Annotated in this window: 22 protein-coding genes; 9 read left to right on the top strand and 13 right to left on the bottom strand. The window is 71.0% G+C overall.

From position 1 onward, the window contains the following. Positions 1–56 precede the first annotated feature (56 nt). Complete coding sequence (locus tag ACK4TT_RS15870; RefSeq protein ID WP_409639671.1) at positions 57–425, bottom strand: hypothetical protein; 369 nt, start codon at positions 423–425, stop codon at positions 57–59. Next, complete coding sequence (locus tag ACK4TT_RS15865) at positions 422–790, bottom strand: hypothetical protein (protein ID WP_409639668.1); 369 nt, start codon at positions 788–790, stop codon at positions 422–424. The genes ACK4TT_RS15870 and ACK4TT_RS15865 overlap by 4 nt, the downstream gene beginning before the upstream one ends. 154 nt (positions 791–944) lie before the next feature. On the opposite strand from ACK4TT_RS15865, the gene ACK4TT_RS15860 reads away from it, so the two are divergent. Further along, positions 945–1,106, top strand: coding sequence for a hypothetical protein (locus tag ACK4TT_RS15860; protein WP_409639665.1), 162 nt, complete (start codon positions 945–947; stop codon positions 1,104–1,106). A gap of 6 nt (positions 1,107–1,112) precedes the next feature. On the opposite strand, the gene ACK4TT_RS15855 is transcribed toward ACK4TT_RS15860, so the two are convergent. The 6 genes from ACK4TT_RS15855 to ACK4TT_RS15830 form a co-directional block, all read right to left on the bottom strand. Then, on the bottom strand, positions 1,113–1,685 hold the full coding sequence (locus ACK4TT_RS15855) for an HdeD family acid-resistance protein (RefSeq protein ID WP_409639662.1): 573 nt from the start codon (positions 1,683–1,685) through the stop codon (positions 1,113–1,115). A gap of 61 nt (positions 1,686–1,746) precedes the next feature. Continuing rightward, complete coding sequence (locus ACK4TT_RS15850) at positions 1,747–2,013, bottom strand: hypothetical protein (RefSeq protein WP_409639659.1); 267 nt, start codon at positions 2,011–2,013, stop codon at positions 1,747–1,749. A gap of 113 nt (positions 2,014–2,126) precedes the next feature. Continuing rightward, positions 2,127–2,525, bottom strand: coding sequence for a PleD family two-component system response regulator (locus tag ACK4TT_RS15845; RefSeq protein WP_409639657.1), 399 nt, complete (start codon positions 2,523–2,525; stop codon positions 2,127–2,129). Further along, positions 2,512–4,998 carry an ATP-binding protein gene (locus ACK4TT_RS15840; protein WP_410213389.1) on the bottom strand — a complete coding sequence of 829 codons (2,487 nt, stop codon included), beginning with the start codon at positions 4,996–4,998 and terminating at the stop codon, positions 2,512–2,514. The genes ACK4TT_RS15845 and ACK4TT_RS15840 overlap by 14 nt, the downstream gene beginning before the upstream one ends. 244 nt (positions 4,999–5,242) lie before the next feature. Beyond that, positions 5,243–5,461: a hypothetical protein gene (locus ACK4TT_RS15835; RefSeq protein ID WP_410213388.1), complete on the bottom strand. Its 219-nt coding sequence runs from the start codon at positions 5,459–5,461 to the stop codon at positions 5,243–5,245. A gap of 57 nt (positions 5,462–5,518) precedes the next feature. Then, a complete protein-coding gene (locus tag ACK4TT_RS15830; protein WP_410213387.1) occupies positions 5,519–6,550 on the bottom strand; it encodes a DJ-1/PfpI family protein in 1,032 nt (343 codons plus the stop codon). A 192-nt stretch (positions 6,551–6,742) separates the two neighbouring features. Here ACK4TT_RS15830 and ACK4TT_RS15825 point away from each other — a divergent pair, with 192 nt between their 5' ends. From ACK4TT_RS15825 to ACK4TT_RS15805, 5 genes are all read left to right on the top strand, one after another. Continuing rightward, positions 6,743–7,213 (top strand): ArsI/CadI family heavy metal resistance metalloenzyme, encoded by a 471-nt coding sequence (locus tag ACK4TT_RS15825; protein WP_410213386.1) that lies wholly within the window; start codon positions 6,743–6,745, stop codon positions 7,211–7,213. A 55-nt stretch (positions 7,214–7,268) separates the two neighbouring features. Beyond that, positions 7,269–7,622, top strand: a complete 354-nt coding sequence (locus ACK4TT_RS15820; RefSeq protein ID WP_409639642.1) for an ArsR/SmtB family transcription factor — start codon at positions 7,269–7,271, stop codon at positions 7,620–7,622. A 14-nt stretch (positions 7,623–7,636) separates the two neighbouring features. Further along, on the top strand, positions 7,637–8,176 hold the full coding sequence (locus ACK4TT_RS15815; protein WP_410213385.1) for an arsenate reductase ArsC: 540 nt from the start codon (positions 7,637–7,639) through the stop codon (positions 8,174–8,176). Further along, the gene (arsB, locus tag ACK4TT_RS15810) at positions 8,173–9,243 is read left to right on the top strand and encodes an ACR3 family arsenite efflux transporter (protein ID WP_410213384.1); all 1,071 of its coding nucleotides are present in this window, start codon (positions 8,173–8,175) and stop codon (positions 9,241–9,243) included. Before ACK4TT_RS15815 ends, arsB begins: the two co-directional genes overlap by 4 nt. Positions 9,244–9,381: 138 nt before the next feature. Beyond that, the gene (locus tag ACK4TT_RS15805) at positions 9,382–11,337 is read left to right on the top strand and encodes a PAS domain S-box protein (RefSeq protein ID WP_410213383.1); all 1,956 of its coding nucleotides are present in this window, start codon (positions 9,382–9,384) and stop codon (positions 11,335–11,337) included. A gap of 13 nt (positions 11,338–11,350) precedes the next feature. Here ACK4TT_RS15805 and ACK4TT_RS15800 read toward each other — a convergent pair whose 3' ends face one another. The 3 genes from ACK4TT_RS15800 to ACK4TT_RS15790 all read right to left on the bottom strand — a co-directional run bounded on the left by ACK4TT_RS15800 (position 11,351) and on the right by ACK4TT_RS15790 (position 13,177). Beyond that, positions 11,351–11,704, bottom strand: coding sequence for a DUF1428 domain-containing protein (locus ACK4TT_RS15800; protein WP_409639630.1), 354 nt, complete (start codon positions 11,702–11,704; stop codon positions 11,351–11,353). 331 nt (positions 11,705–12,035) lie between these two features. After that, the gene (locus tag ACK4TT_RS15795; RefSeq protein WP_410213382.1) at positions 12,036–12,557 is read right to left on the bottom strand and encodes a DUF1697 domain-containing protein; all 522 of its coding nucleotides are present in this window, start codon (positions 12,555–12,557) and stop codon (positions 12,036–12,038) included. After that, positions 12,554–13,177, bottom strand: a complete 624-nt coding sequence (locus ACK4TT_RS15790; RefSeq protein ID WP_409639624.1) for a glutathione S-transferase family protein — start codon at positions 13,175–13,177, stop codon at positions 12,554–12,556. The genes ACK4TT_RS15795 and ACK4TT_RS15790 overlap by 4 nt, the downstream gene beginning before the upstream one ends. Positions 13,178–13,335: 158 nt before the next feature. Between ACK4TT_RS15790 and ACK4TT_RS15785 the strand changes: the two genes are divergently transcribed. The 3 genes from ACK4TT_RS15785 to ACK4TT_RS15775 all read left to right on the top strand — a co-directional run bounded on the left by ACK4TT_RS15785 (position 13,336) and on the right by ACK4TT_RS15775 (position 15,661). Next, the gene (locus ACK4TT_RS15785) at positions 13,336–14,337 is read left to right on the top strand and encodes a hypothetical protein (RefSeq protein WP_410213381.1); all 1,002 of its coding nucleotides are present in this window, start codon (positions 13,336–13,338) and stop codon (positions 14,335–14,337) included. A gap of 220 nt (positions 14,338–14,557) precedes the next feature. Beyond that, positions 14,558–14,860, top strand: coding sequence for a hypothetical protein (locus ACK4TT_RS15780; RefSeq protein WP_410213380.1), 303 nt, complete (start codon positions 14,558–14,560; stop codon positions 14,858–14,860). Between the two features lie 72 nt (positions 14,861–14,932). Next, complete coding sequence (locus tag ACK4TT_RS15775; protein ID WP_410213379.1) at positions 14,933–15,661, top strand: L,D-transpeptidase; 729 nt, start codon at positions 14,933–14,935, stop codon at positions 15,659–15,661. Positions 15,662–16,058: 397 nt separating this feature from the next. Here ACK4TT_RS15775 and ACK4TT_RS15770 read toward each other — a convergent pair whose 3' ends face one another. Both ACK4TT_RS15770 and ACK4TT_RS15765 read right to left on the bottom strand, forming a co-directional pair. Beyond that, on the bottom strand, positions 16,059–18,554 hold the full coding sequence (locus ACK4TT_RS15770) for a DEAD/DEAH box helicase (protein ID WP_410213378.1): 2,496 nt from the start codon (positions 18,552–18,554) through the stop codon (positions 16,059–16,061). Positions 18,555–18,558: 4 nt separating this feature from the next. Further along, positions 18,559–20,331: a site-specific DNA-methyltransferase gene (locus tag ACK4TT_RS15765; RefSeq protein WP_410213377.1), complete on the bottom strand. Its 1,773-nt coding sequence runs from the start codon at positions 20,329–20,331 to the stop codon at positions 18,559–18,561. Positions 20,332–20,487 lie beyond the last annotated feature (156 nt).

Below are 20,487 nucleotides of genomic sequence, written 5' to 3'. Positions count from 1 at the left end.
GGAGGCTGCAATCCGCATCGCGGCGTCCGCGAACAGGCTGCTGGACGCTCCCCCCCCTACCGGCAGGCCGCCACGGCGCGCTCCAGCTCCTCAAGGCGCTTCTGGCGCATCAGACGGCCGGCGGCCATGAGCTGGTAGCGGTCGGCCGCGCCGGCGGCGGCGCGCAGGGCCGCGTCGCTGTCGGGATAGCGCGGCGGGGGTCCCAGGGTCCGGGGCACGCAGCCCCGCGCGGCCTGCGGCGCGGGCCGGCCTCCGCCCGGCGGCTCCACCTCCACCACCGCCGGCGGACGCACCGCCAGCACCGGCGGCTCGGGCGCGGGGCGCACCGTCTGGCGGCGCAGGGTCTCGCAGCCGGCCAAGGCCCCGGCCACGGTCAGGCCGGCGCACGCGACGATCAGCGGTTTCAGGCCTTCGAATGGCGTCATTTCAGCGTCGACAGGACCGCCTGGTCGGCGCTTTCCATCCGGGCGCAGACGTCGATGCCCTCGGGCCCCTGGGCCAGCAGCCGCTGGGCCGGGTCCTTCGGGTCGGCCGCCGGCCGCGCATAGGCGGTCTCGGTCAGGGTCCGCGCGCCCGCCGCGGCGTGGCAGGCCGAGAGCTGAGCCCGCCACAGAGACTGCGACCGCTCGGACTGCTGGACGAGTTCGGCGATCCGGCCCTCGAGCCGCGCCCGCTCGATCTTCCAGCTTCCCCAGGACGCCACGAGCAGGGCCGCCATGATGAAGGCGACGGCCGAGGCCGCGGGGCCCGCCCCGGGCCCGGTGATGACGCGCCTGATGGCTGAGATCATGTCCTTCGCCTCGAAGCTCCCTCTCCAGGGCCGCCGGACCGCGAGTCAACGCCGCCGACGTGTCCTTTTCAAGACCGCCGCCCCAGACGCTGGCCCGGGACCTCCGCCCAAGGCCCGCCGGGAACGCTCAAGCTGTCCCGCGCATTCAGACGGCATGGGAAAATGGGTCGCCATCCTGCTGGCCGCGATCGTGGCGCTCGCGATCGTCGGCTTCCTCGTCGACGCCGCGCGCGCCATCGCCGGCTTCCTCCTCGTCCTGTGCCTCATAGGCCTGGCCGCGCAGTTCTTCTGGAACCGCGCCCGCAAGAGCGACTGAGCCGCCTCAGCCGCCGTTGAGGGCCCGCAGCCGAAGCGCCCAGGTCACGTTCAGCACGCCGAACAGGATCGCCCATCCGGCGACCAGCCACAGCAGGGCGAATATCCCGGCCAGCGGCGCCATGAACAGCGCCACGCCGAACACCGTCGAGAGCAGGCCGGCGAGCGCCAGCGCCCACTCGTGCCGGAGGTCCTTCCGCAGCACCACCGCGCCGGTGATCTCGGCCAGGCCGCGGACGATCGACCACAGCGCGATCACCACCACCAGGGTCATGGCCGTCACGCCCGGCCACAGGAACGCGATCGCCGCCGCGCCCAGGCTCACCACGCCCATGAAGACCAGCCACCAGCGGTCCGCCGCCCGGCCGCCGCGCGTCGCGGCCGCCAGCGACGCCAGGCCGTCGAAGGCCGCGTATGCGCCGAACAGCCAGATGACCGACAAGAGGCCGACGCCCGGCCAGGTGTAGGCCGCCACGCCGAAGAGGATCGCGCCGATCCCGCGCAGGGCCAGCACCGGCCAGGCCCGGCCGACCAGCTCGTGAGCCGGGGAGTGCAGGAACGAGGAAGGGGCGGTGGTCATCAGGTTCGCTCCATCTGACGCCCGGCCGGCCCCGGACAGGCGGGGTCGTTCTCCGATGTGGTCAGGTCGCCGGGGCCGGCGTCTTGGCCTCCTTAGAACCGGGCTTGCGGGCGGCTGGCCGCCGCGCCTGGGCCTCCTCGAGGGCCTCGAGGACCAGCGCCAGCCGTTCGGGAACGGCCCGGCCGTCGACCATGCGATAACGCCGGGCCTGTTCATCGTCGGGCCGGTCGCCGATCCGGCGGGCGTCGCGCGCCCGCGACCAGGCCACCAAGCCCAGCGCCACCGCGAACGGCCATCCCACGGCCGCGATCACGGCGACGGTTTCCATGGGCGACGCTAGGCTGTTCATCGACTTGGCCTTTCGCGGAACATCACGGAAGCTCAACTTCCGCGGATTGACAACACCAAAAGACGTCCACGGTTGAGCCGCCCCCTCCCGCCTCAGGCCTTCACGGACAGCTTGCGGACCAGACGCGCCACCCGGCTGAGGAGCTGCTGGTCGCTGAACGGCTTGGTCAGATAGTCCCGCGCCCCCAGGGCCATGGCCCGCTTCACGTCCTCGGTCTCGCGCCGGGCGGTCAGCACCATGGTCGGGATTCCGCGCAGCGCCGTCGAGCGGCGCATGTGCTCCAGCACCCCGAAGCCGTCCATGTTGGGCATGGTGATGTCGAGGATCACGCCGCTGGGCCTGACGTCGGCGAGCTTGCGCACGGCGTCCACGCCGTCCTTGGCCTGGATCACCATGTAGCCGGCCAACCAGAGCTTGGTGGCGATCAGCTCCAGCAGCATGGGGTCGTCCTCGACGACCAGCAGGCGCGCGAGGCGCTCAGGCCGCGGCATGATCGGCGTCCTCCTCCCCCGACGCGGGCAGGGTCCACTTCAGGATCGCCCGCAGCAGCTCCAGGGGTTCGATCGGCTTGCGCACCAGGTCCTGGAACACACCCATGGCGCCGCGCCGGTCCGGCGCCACGTCGGCCGAGAAGGCGAGGATCGGGGCGTCGCGGTTCGGGCCGTCGCCGTCGCGGATCGCGCCCGCCGCCGCCCAGCCGTCCACCTCGGGCATCCGCAGGTCCATCAGGATCAGGTCGAAGGGCGCGATCTTGGCCGCCTCGACGGCCTGGGCGCCGCTGCCGGCCTCGGTCAGTTCCACGCCCAGCGGCCGCAGGATCGAGCGGACGATCTCCAGGTTCTGCGGATTGTCGTCGACGGCCAGGATGCGCACGCCCGACAGGGCGTCCAGCTCGGGCGCCGCCTCGGGCGCCACGCTCTGCGCGCCGGCGGCCGGCGCCGGGACCTCGAACCAGAACGTCGAGCCGCGGCCCAGGCGGCTCTCCACGCCGATCCGCCCGCCCATGGCCTCGACCAGGCCCTTCGAGATCGCCAGCCCCAGGCCGGTGCCGCCGTGGGCCCGGGTGGTGGAACCGTCCACCTGGCTGAACCGCTGGAACAACTTGGCCTGGGCCTCGGCGCCCAACCCGGGGCCGGTGTCGCTGACCCGGAACGTCAGCCGTTCGGCGTCGCGGTCGTAGGCGCAGGCGATCCGCACCAGGCCCTCGCTGGTGAACTTCACCGCGTTGCCGGCCAGGTTCATCAGCACCTGCCGCAGCCGGTCGGGATCGACCATTACCAGGCCGCACGAGCCCACGTCCGGCGCCAGGTCCAGCCCCTTGGCCTCGGCCTGCGGCCCGAACAGCTCCAACACGTCGCGGACGCACTCGGACGGGTCGGTGGGCCGGGACTTCAGCTCCAGGCGGCCCGCCTCCAGCTTCGAGAAGTCCAGGATGTCGTTGACCACCGCCAGCAGGGTCCGGCTGGCGCTCACCACGCGGCCGGCGTAGCGCGCGGCCGGGTCGGCGAGCTTCATCTCGTCGAGGAACGAGGCGAAGCCCAGGATCGAGGTCAGCGGCGTGCGGATCTCGTGGCTCATGTTGGCCAGGAACTCGGACTTCACCTTGGCGGCCCGCTCGGCGTCGGCCACCGCGGCCTCCAGCTTGCCCTCCAGCTCGACCTGCTCGGTCACGTCGCGGGAGACGTCGACGAATTCCACGGGCCGCCCCGCCTCGTCGCGCACCAGCGAGGGGTTGCCCTCGATCCAGATCGCCCGGCCGTCCTTGCGGATGATGCGGTAGCGGATCGGCCCGCCCGCCCGGCGGCCCGCGGCCATGGCGGTGTGCGCCTCGACGAACATCGTCCGGTCCTCGGGATGGACGTGGGGGAGCAGGTCGCGGCCGAGCAGCTCCTCCGGCCGGAAGCCCGTCAGGGCCCCGATGCTGGGCGAGACGTAGGTCAGTTCCCCGCTCACCCGGGCGCGCGAGATCACGTCGGTCACCCGTTCGGCCAGCAGCCGGTATTCGCCCTTGGCGGTCAGGGCCTGGGCGGCCTGCGCCTCGGCCTCCTCGCGGGCGTGCTCCAGCTCGGCCTGCAGCAGGCGGCGGCGGCGGTGAAGGCCGGCCATGCGGAACGCCAGGCCCGAGTTCACCACCAGGAAGAGCTGCAGGACGATCAGCCGCGCGGTCCAGCTGTCGTTCGCGCCAACCAGCGAGCCGTGGCCCGAGAACGTGAAGAGGATGGCGATGGCGCTGGTCAGGATCACCCCGATCGCCGCGCCCCGCACCTCCAGGGTCAGGCAGACCAGCAGCATGGCCGGCGGCACGAGGAAGCTCAGGGGATAGGCGTCCTGGGCGAAGGCCGCCAGGTCCGCCGCCACCAGTCCGGCCAGCGCCAGGACGCCCGCCGCCGAGGACCGGCGCTCGCGCATCCACCTCGGCCACTCCAGCAGGATGAGGATGCAGGGCGTCAGCACCGCCAGCCCCAGGGCGTCGGCCACCGCCCAGAGCATCATGGTGTGCAGGAAGTCGCCGTCGAAGCGCAGGCCCATCACCGTCGCGGCGGCCAGGCCGGCGACGAGCGCCGCCAGGCTGGCGGCGAAGGTGTTGGCGACCAGGTGCCACGATCGCGTCGGGTCCATCCGGCCACGGACGAGCTGGCCGATGATCGCCGCCGCCAGCGCCGTCTCCAGGGCGTTGCACAGCGACAGCGCGACGCTGGTGACCAGCGTGTCCGACGTCAGCAGGTCGGCGGCCACGTTGCCGGCGAAACCCGCCGAGAGGCAGATCCACCATCGGTTCATCGGGGTCCGCAGGAGGCAGGCCAGGACCGGCGCGTTGGCCAGCCAGATCATCGCCACCCGGCCCTCGTCGCGGGGAACGGCCAGGCCGAAATAGGCCAGCGCCGCCACGGTCGCCGCGAGCAGGAGGATACGCAGGAAGACTGTCGCGTCCGCCCGCGCGGATGCTGGGTTCTGGGCCGCCATGTCCGGCAGGATGCCGCGCGACCGCCTCCATTCCGTTAACGGTCAGGCGTCCTGGCGCCGCTCCGGGCCGGCCAGCCGCCGCCCGCGCGCTCGGCACGGGAGAGGCCGGGTTGTCCAGCAGGATGAGCTGCGGCGCGGCCGCCGCGCCCCGCTCGGCCGGGCTTCAGCGCCGCGCCTCGTCTGATGTCCGGCCTCTCGCATCGCGCGCCCAAACGGACCGGGCCGCCGCCGGGTTCCCGTGGGCTCAGGCCTCGCGCTTGGCGTCATCGTCCGCGTTGGCATCCGGGAAGTCGTTGGCAGGCCGACGGGCGCGCGCGTCCTCGGCCATCTGCATCCAGATGGCGGCCAGCTTCAGGTAGCCCTCGGCCACCTCGGGGTCGTCGGTCTTCATCGCCTGCTGGCGCATCTGCGTGGCCAGGCCGAGATAGCGTTCGGCTGGCGCTTCCTTACGATCCTCAGCCACTGTCGTGCACCCGACAATCCGCCATGCCCCCAACGCGCGCGGTCGCGAGCGGTTCCCTCACGAGGGCGCCCTTCCCCAGGCGCTCACCGCGCCCCACGGGTGCTCGAACTGCATCGCCACGAACCGCGCCGTGGTCTCGCCGTAGGCGCGGCGCACTTGGGCGAAGGTGTTCAGCATGACGTCCGGCCCCGGCAGGGCCGCCGCCCGGTCGAAACGCCTGGGCGGCGTCGCGGCCCGGATCACCGTCAGGCCGTGGCGGGAGCGCACCGTGGGCCGATCCGAGGTCATCCAGGCCGTCGAGCGATAGGTCCGCGACCAGGCGTCGATGGCCGTGCCGAAAGCGATTTCGTCGAAGCCGGGCGCGAGCGGCACGGCCACGTCCTCGTGACCCCAGAACGCCAGCGTGTTGGCCGCGACCTGCCGCATCCCCTTCAGGGTCAGGCGATAGTCCGCGCCGTCATGGCGCTGGTCCGGCAGCGGCAGCGCGAGCCGCCGCGCCGTCGCGCGCATCACCTCCTCGCCGGCCAGCTCGCGCAGGAGTTCGAGCGTCGCCGGCTCCGAGGCGCTGATCCCGGCGGTGGTGGTGATCCTGCCGTCGGTGACCCAGCGCAGGTCGTCGCGCCACGTCACCTGCGGGCGCTCGCGCGCCATGCCCGGCCGGTTGAACCAGTGGAGGGTGGCCTGGCGGCGGTCCAGCAGGCCGGCCTTGGCCAGCACCAGCCCGCCGTTGCAGATCGACATGATCCGGACGCCCCTGCGGGCCTGGGCCCTCAGCCACGCCGCGCGTTCCGCATCGTCCTCCGCCAGAAGGGCCGGAACGATCACCACGTCCGGCGGGCGCGTCTCCAGCTCGGCCAGGGTCATCTGCGGCGCCACCCAGGCGTAGCCCGGGATCAGGCGCGCGGGCGCCCGGGTGGGCGAGACCACCTTCACGTCCACCGCCCCGCTCTCGGCGAGCACGGCGTAGGGGGCCATCAGGTCGGTGGCCACGGTCCCCCGCGCATCGGCGAGGATGACGACGAAAGGCTTGGCCCGGGCCGCGCCCGCCATGGCGAGCATCAGGACCAGGCCGAGGATCAGGCGGCGCATCATGGCGGTCTCCCGGCGTTGGATCGATGGGTCCACGAATACGCCCGCACCCGTCTGGCCGAAATGACGTATTTCCCGCCTTTCCTGCCATTGCCGCCCGCCCCCTTGGCCGCTCCATTCCGATCCGGCCCTCCGCGCTTGACATTTCTATTTTTCTGGAAATATAGAAAACCAACACCCACGGAGACCGCCATGAAGCGTCTGCACCTGCATGTGAGCGTCCCGGACCTCGCCCAGTCGATCCGGTTCTACGAAACCCTCTTCGGCGCCCAGCCCACGGTCGTGAAGGACGACTACGCCAAGTGGATGCTGGACGACCCGCGCGTGAACTTCGCCATCTCCCAGCGCGACCGCGCCCCGGGCGTGGATCACGTGGGCATCCAGGTGGACAGCGCCGCCGAGCTCTCCGAACTGGCCGCCCGCCTGAAGGGCGCGGGCGAGACCACCTTCGACCAGGAGGCCACCACCTGCTGCTACGCCAGGTCCGACAAGAGCTGGGTCGCCGACCCGGCCGGCGTGCGCTGGGAGACCTTCTACACCTTCGGGGAAGCCACCCAGTACGGCGAGGACGAGAAGCTTCCCGAGCCCGCCCAGGCCTCCGGCGCCTGCTGCGGCCCGGCTCCCGAGCCCGCCAAGCCCGCCGCCACGGGCTGCTGCGGCTGACGCTCCGGCGGCGGAGCGTCATTCCACTGTCGTGAATTTCGGGTACTCTCGAAAGATGGAAACGACCTCCGCCGTCACCGCCCTCTCGGCGCTCGCCCACGAGGGCCGGCTGAACATCTTCCGCCTGCTGGTCCGGGCCGGCGAGCCCGGCATGGCCGCCGGCGACATCGCGCGCGCCACCGGCGCCCTGCCCAACACGCTCTCCAGCAACCTCAACATCCTGAGCGGCGCGGGCCTCGTGACCTCGCGCCGCGACGGCCGCTCGATCATCTACACCGCCGCCTACGACCGGATGCGCGACCTGCTGGCCTTCCTGGTCGAGGACTGCTGCGCCGGGAACCCCGCCATCTGCGCCCCGCTCGCCAAGACGGCCAGCGCCGCCTGCGCCGCCGAAGGCCGCGCCTGCTGAACCCGGAGCCCGACGTGACCGCCCCTTCCGACCGGACCTACAACGTCCTCTTCCTCTGCACGGGCAATTCGGCCCGCTCGATCCTGGCCGAGGCCCTGATGAACAAGGAAGGCGCCGGCCGCTTCCGCGCCTTCTCGGCGGGCTCCATGCCCGTGGGCCGGGTCAATCCCCACACCCGCCCGATCCTGGAACGGCTGGGCTTCCGCTTCGAGGACTTCCGCTCCAAGTCCTGGGACGAGTTCGCGAAGCCCGGCGCCCCCGCCCTCGATTTCGTCTTCACCGTCTGCGACAACGCCGCGGGCGAAGTCTGCCCCATCTGGCCGGGCCAGCCGATGACCGCCCACTGGGGCCTGCCCGACCCGGCCGCCGTGGAAGGGTCCGAGGCCGAGATCGCCGCCGCCTTCGCCGACACCGCCCGCATGCTGACCAACCGCATCCGCCTGTTCACAAGCCTGCCGCTCGCCTCCATCGACCGCCTGTCGCTGCAGACGAAGCTGCGCGAGATCGGCCGCGCCGCCGACCAGGCCCAGATCCAGGCCCAGCCCGCCCGATGACCGCCCAGTCCGCCGCGGGTCCGGCCCCCATGTCCGTCTTCGAGCGCTACCTGACGCTCTGGGTCTTCCTCTGCATCGTGGCCGGGGTGGCGCTGGGCCGCCTGCTGCCCGACGCCTTCCAGGCCCTGGGCGCGATGGAGGTCGCGCGCGTCAACCTGCCGGTGGCCGGCCTCGTCTGGCTGATGATCATCCCCATGCTGATGAAGGTGGACTTCGCCGCCCTCGCCCAGGTCGGCCGCCACTGGCGCGGCATCGGCGTGACCCTGCTGGTCAACTGGGCGGTGAAGCCGTTCTCCATGGCCGCGCTCGGCGCGCTCTTCATCGGCTGGCTGTTCCGGCCGTACCTGCCGGCCGGCGAGGTCGAGAGCTACATCGCCGGCCTCATCCTGCTGGCCGCCGCACCCTGCACGGCCATGGTCTTCGTGTGGTCGAACCTGACCCGCGGCGAGCCCAACTTCACCCTCAGCCAGGTGGCGCTGAACGACGCCATCATGGTCGTGGCCTTCGCCCCCATCGTCGGCCTGCTCTTGGGCCTCTCGGCCATCGTCGTGCCGTGGGAGACCCTGCTCATCTCCGTGGGCCTCTACATCGTCGTCCCGGTGATCCTGGCCCAGCTCCTGCGCGGCGCGCTCCTGCGGCGCGGCGGCGAGGCCGCCCTTCAGGGCGCGCTGGCGAAGATCCAGCCCCTCTCGCTCACCGCGCTGCTGGCCACGCTCGTCCTCTTGTTCGGCTTCCAGGGCGAGCAGATCGTGGCCCAGCCCCTGGTCATCGCCATCCTGGCGGTCCCGATCCTGATCCAGGTCTATTTCAACGCCGGCCTCGCCTACGTCCTGAACCGCGCCGCCGGCGAGGCCCACTGCGTCGCCGGCCCCTCGGCCCTGATCGGCGCCAGCAACTTCTTCGAGCTGGCCGTCGCCGCCGCCATCAGCCTCTTCGGCTTCAAGTCCGGCGCGGCGCTCGCCACCGTCGTCGGCGTGCTGATCGAGGTCCCGGTCATGCTCTCGGTCGTCGCCATCGTGAACCGCTCCAGGGGCTGGTATGAACGCGGAGCGCGGGTCCGCGCCTAGGCTCCCGGCGGGCGGCCATTCGCCTCAGTCCCCAGCCCCCCCGGGAAAGGGACTTCGCCGGCCGGCTGTGGCAAGCTGGGCGGTGAGGAACCGGCGCCGCCACGCCTGCGTTACGGCGACGCTTGATCAGGGGGCCCCTTGCCAGGGGGAGCGACCATTCCAGACACCGTTGCGGCCGAGCAGGGGCCCGAAGACCAGGCGGATCGCGAGGACGAGGCCGGCCGCGACCACCGCGCCGCCGAGATCCTCGACAGCCTGGGCGACGGCTTCATCGCCTTCGGGTTCGACTGGCGCGTCGCCTACCTGAACGCCGCCGCCGAGGCCTACTTCGGCTTCCGCCGCGAGCAGGCGGTCGGCCGGGTGATCTGGGAGCTGATCGACAATCCGCCCGACGGCGTCCTGCGCCCCTTCCTGGAGGCGGCCATGCGCGCTCGGGCGCCCGCCGACGCAGACGTCCCCTCCGACATCCACCCGGGCCGGTGGGTCGGCCTTCGGGCCTTCCCGCTGCAGGACGGCCTGGGCGTCAACTTCCGCGACGTGACCGAGCGGCGCGAGCGCGAACGCCGCGAGCACGAGCAGGCCGAGCGCCTGGCCGAGCTGGAGACCCGGCTCGCCTTCCTGCTGGAGGTCGCCGACACCCTGCGCGCCATCGCCGACCCGGACCAGGTGCTGAACGCCGCCGCCCGCCTGCTGGGCGAGAAGCTGGGCGCCGCCCGCGCCGGCTACGCCGAGATCGCCCGGGACGACGCCCGCCTGGTCATCTCCGGCGACTGGGCGCTCGACGGCCTGCCCCGGCTCACCGGCCAGACCATCCCCTTCTCCGTCTTCGGCCCCGAGATCGGCCCGGCGCTCCGGGCCGGCGGGGTGCTCGCCCTGCCCGACGTCCTGGCCGACCCCCGCACGGCGGCCGAGGGCCCGACGCTCGCCCGGGGCCGCGGCCGGGCGCTGATGATCGCCCCCCTGGTCCGCGACGGCCGCCTGGAGGCCCTGGTCTTCGTGGGCGCCGCCGAGCCCCGGGTCTGGACGCCCGAGGAGCGGGCCCTGGCCGAGGAGGTCGCCTCCCGCACCTGGTCGGCGCTGGGCCGGGCCCGCAGCCAGCGCGCGCTCCGCGAGAGCGAGGCCCGCTTCCGCGCCATGGCCGATTCCGCCCCCTCGCCCGTCTGGGTGACGGGGCCGGGCGGGGCCATCGAGTTCGTCAACCGCGCCTTCTGCGACCTGGCCGGCAAGCCCTTCGAGGACCTGCTGGGCGACGCCTGGATCGGCCTCATGCACCCGGACGACGCCCCGCGCGTCGCCAGACTGCGCGAGGACGCCCGCCGCGAGCTCGCCGCCTACGGCTGGGAGGGCCGGTTCCGCACGGGCCGCGGCGAGTGGCGCTGGATGCGCGCCTCGGCCCAGCCGCGCTTCGACGCCAACGGGGTGTTCCAGGGCTATGTCGGCCTGGCCATGGACGTCACCGACGCCCGCCGCGCCGAGGAGCGCCAGCGCCTGCTCATCAACGAACTGAACCACCGCGTGAAGAACACGCTCGCCACCGTCCAGTCCCTGGCCCACCAGACGTTCCGCGAGGGCGTCGTCGCCCGCGACGCGCGCCGCCGGTTCACCGACCGGCTGCTCGCGCTCTCGGCCGCCCACAACGTGCTCACCCGCGAGAACTGGGAAGGCGCCGAGCTCTCCGACATCGTCCGCGAGGCGGTGCGCCCCTACGAGAACGCCCCCAATGACGACCCCGGAGGCGCGCGCATCGCCGTCGCCGGCCCCACGGCGCGCCTCAGCCCGCCGGTGGCGCTCGCCGTCTCCATGGCCCTGCACGAGCTGGCCACCAACGCCGTGAAATACGGCGCGCTCTCCACCCGCGAGGGACGGATCGCCGTCGAATGGCGCCTCGCGCCCGAACGCGACACCGTCGAACTCGAATGGGTCGAGGCCGGCGGCCCGCCGGTCGAGCCCCCCTCGGCGGCCCGCCGCACCGGCTTCGGCTCGCGCCTGCTCACCCAGGGCCTGGCGGCCGAACTGAGCGCCCCGGCCGACCTCGACTACCGCCCCGACGGCGTCGCCTGCCGCCTGCGCGTCCCCGTCATCCGCGAGGGCTAGGCGCCCCTCCCGCTCAGAGCGCCAGGAAGCTCTGGAACCCGCCGTAGATCATCCGGTTGCCGTCGAACGGCATAGCCTCCGCGCAGGCCTTCAGCCGGGGGTCGGCCATCACCTTGGCGTTGATGGCGTCGCGCGCGGCCCGGTCGGGATAGGTGATCCACGAGAACACCACCACCTCGTCGTCCTTGGCCTGCACGGCGCGGGGAAACGAGGTCAGCTCCCCATAGGGGACGTCGTCGCCGACGCACTCCACGTAGGAGAGCGCGCCATGCTCCATCCACACCTCGCCGGCCAGCCGGGCCATCTCCTTGTAGGCCTCCAGCTTGGCCTTCGGCGCCGCCAGCACGAACCCGTCCACATAGGGCATGGGAGATCTCCTTCTCGTCCGCCTTTGCGACCCTGAGGACGATCCAGACCCGCCGAAGCCGACACCCCCTTGCCTCCCCGCGAAGCGGCGGGAGGGGTGGGACGCGACCGGTTGCGGCCACGCAACCGGTATCCGGCCGACCGGGGGACGGATCGGCGCAATGAACGCCCGGAGCGCAAGCGGAGGGCCGGAAGCCGGCCGGAGAGCGGGGAGGGTGGAGAGGGCGAGCCGCAGGCGCTGAACTGGCAGCCGCCGGGAGTTTGCCGTGAGGTGGCGAGGCTCGGACCGGCCATCGGCGGTCAGCTAGGCGCCACGACCCGCCCTAAACCCCCTACCCCAGCCTCTCCGCCAGCTTCCCCACCGTGTTCCAGTTCCGCGCGGTCCCCTTCGACGCCTCGGTCCGCGCGCCGGCCAGCTTCGAGCGGCCGACGCCTTGCGGATAGGCCACGTAGAGGCAGCGGGGGCCGGGGGCGACCTGCTCGCCCTGGGTGGCGTACTTGTCGAACCCCGAGAGGTCCTTCGGCGGCTCGCCCTTCAGGAACACGGCCATCAGCTTGCCGGGCGCCTCGCGGGCGAAGTCGTCGAACGGGTTGGCGGCGATGACGGCCTGGAGCTCGCCTGCGTCGCGCACGAAGACGTCGGTGACGAGGCCCAGCCGGGCCGAGAGCGCCTGGGCGACCCTCGCCTCCACGTCCGCCGCGTCGAGCGCCGTCCCCACCACCGCGTTGCCGCTGGCGAGCAGGGTTTCAGGCGCCTCGAACCCCTCGTCCGCCAGCAGGGCCTTGAAGTCGGCCATCTTCAGGGCCTGGCCGCCGACATTGACGGCCCTGAGCATGACCGCGACACGCCTCATTTCGCCGCCGCCTCCCAGGCCAGGAACTCGGGCTGCTCCAGCAGGCGCGCGGCGTATTCGCCGGCCCGCCCGTCATCGCCGAAGTCCGACAGCCGCACACCGTAGGTCCGGAAGCGCGTGGCCACCGGGGTGTAGAAGGCGTCGGCGATCGACCAGCCCTCGCCGGCCAGGAACGGCCCGCCGAACCGGTCCAGCAGCTCGGTCCAGAGGGCGACGATCCGGCGGATGTCCTTGTGGGTGGCCTCGGACAGCTCGACGGCCCGGGGCTCGGCGGCAAGATCCATCGGGCACTCCCTGCGCAGGGAGCCGAAGCCGGAGTGCATCTCGGCCGCCGCCGAGCGGGCCAGCGCCCGGGCCGTGGCGTCGCGGGGCCACAGGCCCGGCCAGCGCTCGGCCGCCCACTCGCAGATGGCCAGCGAATCCCACACCGTCACGCCGTCGGCCTTCAGCACCGGCACCAGGCCCGAGGGCGAATGCAGCCGGATGGCCTCGCCGCTGATATTGTTCTCCTGGCGCAGCTCGATCAGCGTCTCGCGGAACGGCGCCCCGGCCCGCGTCAGCACCAGCCACGGCCGCATCGACCAGCTCGACCACTTCCTGGTGCCGATCACCAGCTCCATCGCGCGCTCCTTCCGAAAGATCGTCCAAGGCCCGCTACGCGCTTGCCGCGCATCGCGCGCCGACGTCAACCACCTGGGGCAGGAAACGGCGCCCGAGGATGTCTTTGCGGCCGCCTATACCTTGTAAGGCGAGGAATCTTTGGCGACGCTCGTCCACCATGATCGAGGCGTCCCGGGGCGAACATTCCACCCCGCCGCCGCTGGCGGCGCACTGGCTGATTGCGCGTCAGTCGGTCAACTTCGTAATGGACGTGGCCGACATCGCCCGCCAGGGGGGCGAGGTGCTGGACCCCCTGCTGCTGACCGCCGTGGTCGAGGCCAATGTCGCGCCGGTCAACCAGGACCCGATCCTGCAGCAGAAGTACGCCACCCTCGACACGCCGCCGCCCGACGAGGTGCGCCGGCCGGTCAGCATGAACGCTATCGCCGCCTCGCTGGGCCAGCCGTTCGAGACGGTGCGGCGGCGCCTCAACGCCCTGGCCGCCAAGGGCGAGTGCGTGATCACGCCCAAGGGGGTGCTGGTTCCGGCCGCGCGGCTGGCCCAGGACGACTACCGGCGCCAATCCATCGAGCGCTACGAGCGGCTGAAGACCCTCTACTTCGACCTCAAGGAGCAGGGCGGCCTGATCGACATGGCGCGCGACACGGGTCCCGCCCTGCCCGGCGCCGCCTGGCCCGACCTGGAGGCCGCGCTGGCGGGCCCGCCGCCGGTGCGCCTCGCCAACCGCCTGCTGTCGGAGTACTACCTGCGCGCGCTGGAGCTGCTGGGCCGCCGGGTCGGCGATCCGCTCACCGGCCTCGTGCTGATGGGCCTGGGCCGGGCCAACATCGAGAGCCTCACGCCCGAGCAGCTCGCCGCCGGCGTCCTCCTGCCCGACGAGCTGCGCAAGCCCGTCCGCCGCAGCCAGCTCGCCCGCCGCATGGGGCTCCCGAACGAGACCGTGCGCCGCCGCCTCCTCGACCTCGAACGCCGCGGCTACTGCCAGGTGACCCGCCAGGGCGTCATCTTCGCGGTCAGCGCCCTCGTGCGGCCCCAGGCCCAGGCGCTGTTCCACGAGAACAACGTCAATCTGATGCGCATGATGAGCCGGCTCTCCCGCTACGGCGTCCTCGCCTACTGGGACCGCGAGGGCCGCACGGCCTCCCAGGGGGCCCCCTGAACGGCCCTTAAGTCGGCCCGCCGACACAAGGGCTGGAACATTCCTTCAAGCGCCAGCGTTCCCCGTCACGCCCGGGCCTCGCCCTGCGGCGGACGTCGTCGCCCGCCGCGCCCAGGACGATCCCTGCGCCTGGGCGGCGTTCCCGCGTTGTCAAAGCGTCAGACACGCCGGCCGGTCCCCTCCCCCGAGACCCCGCCGGCGACCAGGAGAAGGAATGGAAATGCGCCTGCCCAAAACCCCCGCCCCCGTGAAGATGGCCGCCGTCCTGGTGCTCGGCGGCCTCGGCCTCAGCGCCTGCGCCACCCGGGGCTACGTCGACGAACAGATCGCCGCGGTGAACACCCGCATCACCGGCGCGGAGTCCAAGGCCGACGCCGCGCTCCAGCGGGCCGACGCCGCCGGCGCCGCGGCCAACGCCGCCGCCGCCGACGCCCGCAACGCCAACCAGCGCCTCGACGCCCTCACCCCCCGCGTCGATTCCCTGGAGCAGCAGCAGGCGACCGCCCGCCGGCCCCGCGGCTGACACAATCGGGCCGGAGCTTCGCCAGTTCCCGCCGGCGAAGCTCCGCCCGCCTTCTCCCAAGGAGCCCTGAAGTTGCGTGGCGAGTTGCGTAGCCTGACGCGAAGCGTCCTCTTCACCCTGGCGATGGCGCTGGCCCTCCCCCAGGCCGTCGACGCCGCCCCCCGCAAGCGGCCCGCGCCCGCCAGGGCGGCGGCCGTCGTCCCGCCGTCGCCCACCGTCGCGGCGCTGGCCCGCTGGGCCGTGGGCTCAGGCGACGCCCAGGGTCTGCCCTTCGTCATCGTCGACAAGGAGGCCGCCCGGGTCTTCGCCTACGACGCCCGGGGCGCGCCCATGGGCCAGGCCCCGGCCCTGCTGGGCGTGGCGCGCGGCGACCATTCGGCGCCCGGCGTCGGCGACCGCGAGCTCTCCGACATTCCGCCTGAGGACCGAACCACGCCCGCCGGCCGGTTCGTGGCGTCCTACGGCCCCGCCGCCGGCGGCGGCCAGGTCCTGTGGGTGGACTATGGCGCGGCCATCTCGCTGCACCCGCTGGCCCCCATGAGCCCCAAGGAGCGCCGGCCCCAGCGCCTGGCCTCGGCCACCCCGCTCGACAACCGCATCACCTTCGGCTGCATCAACGTGCCCAAGGCGTTCTACGACAAGGTTGTCCGCCCGGCCTTCAAGGGCTCGCCAGGGGACGGCAAAGGCGTCGTCTACGTCCTACCCGACACCCTCGATCTGGCCGAGGTCTTCCCCGCCTTCGCCGCCCAGGCGTCCCAGGAGCTCCCCGGCGACGAAGCCCGCATCGCCGCCGCCCACTAGCCCTTCCTCCCCCTCCTGGGGGAGGTGGATCGCGCCAAAGGCGCGAGACGGAGGGGGGCTCCGCCCCACAAGCCCCTTTCCTCCCCCTCAGGGGGAGGGGGACCGCGAAGCGGTGGAGGGGGCAAGCCACAGGCTCCGCGCCCGCCACCCAGAAAAGAAGAAGGGGCGTCCCCGCCCCTCCTCACCAGCCCCGAAGGCTCGCCCAAGCGGCCCTCACGGCGCACGCACCAACGCCGCCACAGACCCGCCCCGAGACGCGCGGCGTTGTTAAGAACAAAGAGCGAACACCTCGCCCGGCCGTCCGGCCTCTCAGAGATGCGTCGGCAGCTCCGCCTTCCAGTTGCTCATCAGGATCAGCGTCCCCTCGATCGTCAGACCGTCGTTGACCAGCGCCAGTTCACCCACCGGCGCCGCGTCGTCCCACCGGAAGCTCTCGCTCAGGAAGGCCAGGGCTTCGCGCTTGTAGGCGGTATCCAGGTTGTCGAGTTGGTCGCCCTTGGTCTCCAGCAAGGTGATGCGCCTCGCCGTCCCGCCGGACGGCGAAGATGAAGTCCGGATAGATCTTGGCCTTCCGCCACCCCTGCAGGCCGTACTGGGTCCGCGCCACGTTGCGGTGCCACCACGTCAGCGCCTTCTCGCCGTCGAGGTAGACGGCGACGTCCCGCTCGTCCTTGTTGAGTTCGCTCTCATAGACCGGGGCGAACAGGCTCTTCTCCAGCGCTCCACCCGCACGGTTCACGAGTTGCCGCGCCCCTTCCGGCTCGGTCGTCTCCACTCCGAACGGCATGCGCCAGTTGCGCCCGTCGAGCCGCAGACGGAACTGGATGCGGCCCGCCGCGACCTCCGCCTTGAAGAACGCCTCCGCGCGGGCGTCGCGCTCGGCGTCCAGCCCCTTGCGCAGCTCCTCGACGATCAGGCTCGCCGAGCGGCCCAGCTTGGCCTCGTCAAAACCGCGCGCCCGCAGGGCGTCCAACATCCGGCCCACGATTTCCCGGCCCACGAACGGGTTCGGAACCAGATCCGTGATCATCCGTACAGCGTGAGCGGGATCGAAGGTCAGCACCTCACGGTTCTCGGCCACCGTCTCGCCGACGAACAGCTCCTCCCCGTCGTCGGCCAGCCTGATCCGCTGAAGCTGGCTTTCCGCCGCCTGGGCGTTCTCCGGCACGCGGCCGGCGATCCCGCTCGGATCGAAGCCGCGCCAGTCGAGCGCCGACAGCACGTCGGTTTCGTAGTCCAGCTCGCGCGCCTCGCCCGCCTCCACCCGCATGACCTTCGGCAGGTAGATTTCGGTCGACGCGAAGTCCGGCCGCCGCTGGATCGTGCGCGAGACCTTCCCCGCCGCCTTGTCGTCCTGCGTCACCCGCAGCACCAAGTCGCCCAGGCCGTCCTGCTCCAGGCCATCCTTGATCGCGCCGACCACCGAGGCGGTGTCCGCGTGGTGCGTGATTACGTGGCACTCGTCCAGCGCATCGACCCCGGTCTTCAGGGCGCCGGGCTGGCGCAGGACCCGGCCGATCAGCTGCGTCATGGCCTTGAGGTTGGAACTCGCCGCCAGGCTGCACAGCACATAGGCGAAGGGGCAGTCCCAACCCTCCTGCAGCGCCTGCTTGGTGACGATCGCCCGCACCCGATTGGTCGGCGACAGCAGGTCCTGGTTCTCCGGCGCGTTCAGGTCGTTCTGCTCGGCCGTCTTCACGGCGATCTCGGCCGCGTCGAACCCGGCGGTCAGCAGCCAGTCCTTCACGTCCTCCGCGTGGATATGTCCGCTGTCCCTCTGGTCCGCCCCGGTGCGCTCCACCTGAATCAGCATGATGGGCCGGATGTAGCGGTCGGTGTCGGCCCGGAGCTGCCGCGCGGCGGTGTCGAGCGCGTTCAGCTTCTCCAGCGCCGCGTTCAGCGTCGCCCGCCAATCGGCGCCCTGCCGGGGATCGAGATTGAGGGGCATCTTGATCATGCCCTCCCGGTCCAGCTCGCGTCCCGTCACCTCCACCAGAACGTTCGCATACCGCCCTTGGCGCGGGTTCGCCCCGCCGCGCGGCTGCACATCCTGCGGGGTGGCCGTCAGCTCCAACACGAAACAGGGGTTGAAGCCATACAGGGTGCTGAAGGCGAGGTCCGACACCGCCCGATGGCCTTCGTCCATGACCACCACCGGCCGGATCACCCGCAGCGCGTTGCCGAGGGAATCCTTCACCAGCGGGAAGATGTCGTCATACGCGGCGAGGTTCGGTGTTCCTGCGATCGCCGCCCTATGCGCCTGCTGCTCCCCCTCCGGCGGGAAGAAGCCGTGAACGTCGCCCCGGTCCTGGAACATCTTCAGCGAGTCCTGGGTCTCGCGGTTCGCTGACTGCAGCATCAGCAGCATGACGCACAGGCTGGACTCCACGTCGCGGGCGTCCAGCCGGTCGGTCTTCTCCATGACCTTGACACGGCCGGCCGCCGCCCGGTCCAGGGCTTGGCGATAGGGATGCTGGCGGTCCTTCAGGTGCTTCAGCGTCTGGGCGTAGATCGCCTCGTTCGGCACAATCCACAGGACGAAGCCGGTGTTGCGGCCCACGTAGCGGCTCATGATGCGGGACACGGCCGACACCGCCAGCCAGGTCTTGCCGCCGCCGGTCGGCACCTTCAGCACCGCATTGGGAACCGGCCGCTTGCAGCCGTCGTGTCGCGGGGAAAACGGGATCGCGGCCCGCGAGGCGGGCAGCTTTCCCTCAGCCTTCAGGGCCTCCCACGCCTCGGCCGCGAAGTCCGGCACGGCGAGGCCAAGGTCGGGGTCCTGCTCCGCGAGCGCGGCGATCCTGTCCGCGCGCGCCTTCTTGTCCTTCAGGAGGTCGAGATAGGCGTCCAGCGTGGTCAGCACGCGATCCTGGTAGTCGAGCTGGCGGAACACGCGGTCAGCTCCGGTCGATGCGATAGAGCGCGAACGGCAGGGGCACGAACTCCACCGGCACGTTCTGCTCGGCCAGCATCTTCTGGCTCACGAACCTGGCGGGCGCGAAGACGAGGTGCCGCGCGTCGGGATCGGTCGCGGCGAAGGCCTTGGCCCGCGACAGCGTCAGCGCAGCCTCCGGCGACTTCAGCCACTCCAGATCGGGCCGGTAGATCAGCCACACATGCTGGCCGGCCGCCGCGCCCAGGTAGAAGTCGTCTTCCCGGATCGTAGAGGGATCAAGCGCCTGGCTCGTCGCCATGTGGAACAGCGCAGCGCCCAGGCCGGCGTAGAGCGGCAGGGTCTCGCCGCTCAGGATCTTGTCCAGCTCGACCGGCGCGCCAAGGGTGCAATAGGTGAAGGCTCCGCCCAGGCCCTCGGCGCGCTCGGCCACAGCCTTCTCGCCGGTGACGATCAACTCGCCGTCCTTCACCTCCTTCTTGATACGGTCGTACTCCTGGCCGTGCAGGCGTTCGATCCCGTCGACCTTTTGCACCAGCTCCGAGGCGTTGGTCAGCGCCCGCCAATTCAGGCGTTCGCGCAGCAGCTCCGTGCGCTGGGTTCCCTCGAAGGGGTAACCGTTGATGACACGCCGGACCCGCTCGGCAGTGAGGTTATCGGCGTAGTCTTCCATCTCCACGAGAATGAAGCGGCGGTTGCCGCCGTCGCGGCGGTTAGCCCTTAGAACCGCGTGGCCCGTAGTTCCGGAGCCGGCAAAGGAGTCGAGTACGATAAGATCCTTCCGCTCGAAGCAGGAAAGGAGCTTCTCCACGAGGTCCGTAGGCTTCGGAAACGGAAACTCCGCCTCCGGGAGCACCTCCCCAAACTGCCGCGTTCCGTCATTTGTGTAGAACTGCCCGCTGAAGACCGAAGAGATGTTGGTTCGGGCATTCAATTCGCTGAGAAACGCCTTCCTCCTTGGCCGCCCCCCATTCTTGGTTGGCCAGAGCACACGCCGCTCCTCAATTAGGCGCGCCATTGTCGCTGGTTCGAACCTCCAGCCCTTCTTCGGGCATCCGTAGTTCACGCCAGTTTCAGGATTTATCAGATCGTAGTGCAGGTTTGGGCGCTTATCTTTCGAAGCAAGCCCAACCATATTCGCGCTTGCCCATGGACCACGCTCGTCACCGTCAGGGTTTTTGTAATCCGCGGCCGACCTCAGCTCGCCATCCAACCCGCCGCCATAGATCAGAACAAACTCATGATCGCTGGACAAACCATCTTCATTTCGATTGTCTTTATTGTTTCTTGATTTCCACACGAATTCTCCGATATACTGGTCAATACCCAGCACCTCGTCGCAAATGTTCTTCAGAGACGAGAATTCAATGGAATTTATGGATATAAAAAGAACACCCTCGGGGGCCAAGAGCTCTCCAAGAAGCCTTATGCGTGGCCACATCATTGCGCACCACTTGTCGTGGCGCAGACCGTCGTCCAAAGATATCGGATTATCATTGAACCACTCCCTAATCATGGGAGCGTTTACGTCGTCTCTATAAGCCCATTCTTTATTGCCTGTATTGTAGGGGGGATCGACGTAAATGCAGTCTACTTTTCCCGCGTAGAGCGGCAGGAGGGCCTTCAGGGCGTGCAGGTTGTCGCCCTGGATGATCAGGTTGCCGTCCAGCGCGGGCGCGCCGATCCCCTTCTCGGGATGCATTTCCAGCGGCCGGAAGGGCACGGCCAGATGGTGGTTGTAGACGAACTCCTTGCCCTTGAAGACCAGCTCAGTCACGCGCGATGCCCCCCTGTCGCGACCAGGGATAGCCTTCGCCGCGAGGGACGCCAACCGTCCGCTTCAGGGCGAGCTGGAGCGCGCCCACCCAAGGGCGCGCCATTGACGTATTTTCTGAAAAGTGTGTATTTTACCGACAATCCAGCTTCTCGGATT

The sequence above is a fragment of the Phenylobacterium sp. genome, from assembly GCF_046463815.1.
Classification (GTDB): domain Bacteria; phylum Pseudomonadota; class Alphaproteobacteria; order Caulobacterales; family Caulobacteraceae; genus Phenylobacterium.
Note: the sequence above shows the minus strand (reverse complement) of the source record. Positions and strands in the feature narration are given on the sequence as shown.

Coding starts and splice junctions, on each gene's coding strand:
- ACK4TT_RS15795 (WP_410213382.1), bottom strand. CDS start 12,557: ATGAGGCGTGTCGCGGTCATGCTCAGGGCCGTCAATGTCGGCGGCCAG.
- ACK4TT_RS15855 (WP_409639662.1), bottom strand. CDS start 1,685: ATGACCACCGCCCCTTCCTCGTTCCTGCACTCCCCGGCTCACGAGCTG.
- ACK4TT_RS15830 (WP_410213387.1), bottom strand. CDS start 6,550: ATGCGCCGCCTGATCCTCGGCCTGGTCCTGATGCTCGCCATGGCGGGC.
- ACK4TT_RS15845 (WP_409639657.1), bottom strand. CDS start 2,525: ATGCCGCGGCCTGAGCGCCTCGCGCGCCTGCTGGTCGTCGAGGACGAC.
- ACK4TT_RS15800 (WP_409639630.1), bottom strand. CDS start 11,704: ATGCCCTATGTGGACGGGTTCGTGCTGGCGGCGCCGAAGGCCAAGCTG.
- ACK4TT_RS15780 (WP_410213380.1), top strand. CDS start 14,558: ATGCGCCTGCCCAAAACCCCCGCCCCCGTGAAGATGGCCGCCGTCCTG.
- ACK4TT_RS15850 (WP_409639659.1), bottom strand. CDS start 2,013: ATGGAAACCGTCGCCGTGATCGCGGCCGTGGGATGGCCGTTCGCGGTG.
- ACK4TT_RS15785 (WP_410213381.1), top strand. CDS start 13,336: ATGATCGAGGCGTCCCGGGGCGAACATTCCACCCCGCCGCCGCTGGCG.
- ACK4TT_RS15870 (WP_409639671.1), bottom strand. CDS start 425: ATGACGCCATTCGAAGGCCTGAAACCGCTGATCGTCGCGTGCGCCGGC.
- ACK4TT_RS15825 (WP_410213386.1), top strand. CDS start 6,743: ATGAAGCGTCTGCACCTGCATGTGAGCGTCCCGGACCTCGCCCAGTCG.
- ACK4TT_RS15790 (WP_409639624.1), bottom strand. CDS start 13,177: ATGGAGCTGGTGATCGGCACCAGGAAGTGGTCGAGCTGGTCGATGCGG.
- ACK4TT_RS15860 (WP_409639665.1), top strand. CDS start 945: ATGGGAAAATGGGTCGCCATCCTGCTGGCCGCGATCGTGGCGCTCGCG.
- ACK4TT_RS15865 (WP_409639668.1), bottom strand. CDS start 790: ATGATCTCAGCCATCAGGCGCGTCATCACCGGGCCCGGGGCGGGCCCC.
- ACK4TT_RS15840 (WP_410213389.1), bottom strand. CDS start 4,998: ATGGCGGCCCAGAACCCAGCATCCGCGCGGGCGGACGCGACAGTCTTC.
- arsB (WP_410213384.1), top strand. CDS start 8,173: ATGACCGCCCAGTCCGCCGCGGGTCCGGCCCCCATGTCCGTCTTCGAG.
- ACK4TT_RS15820 (WP_409639642.1), top strand. CDS start 7,269: ATGGAAACGACCTCCGCCGTCACCGCCCTCTCGGCGCTCGCCCACGAG.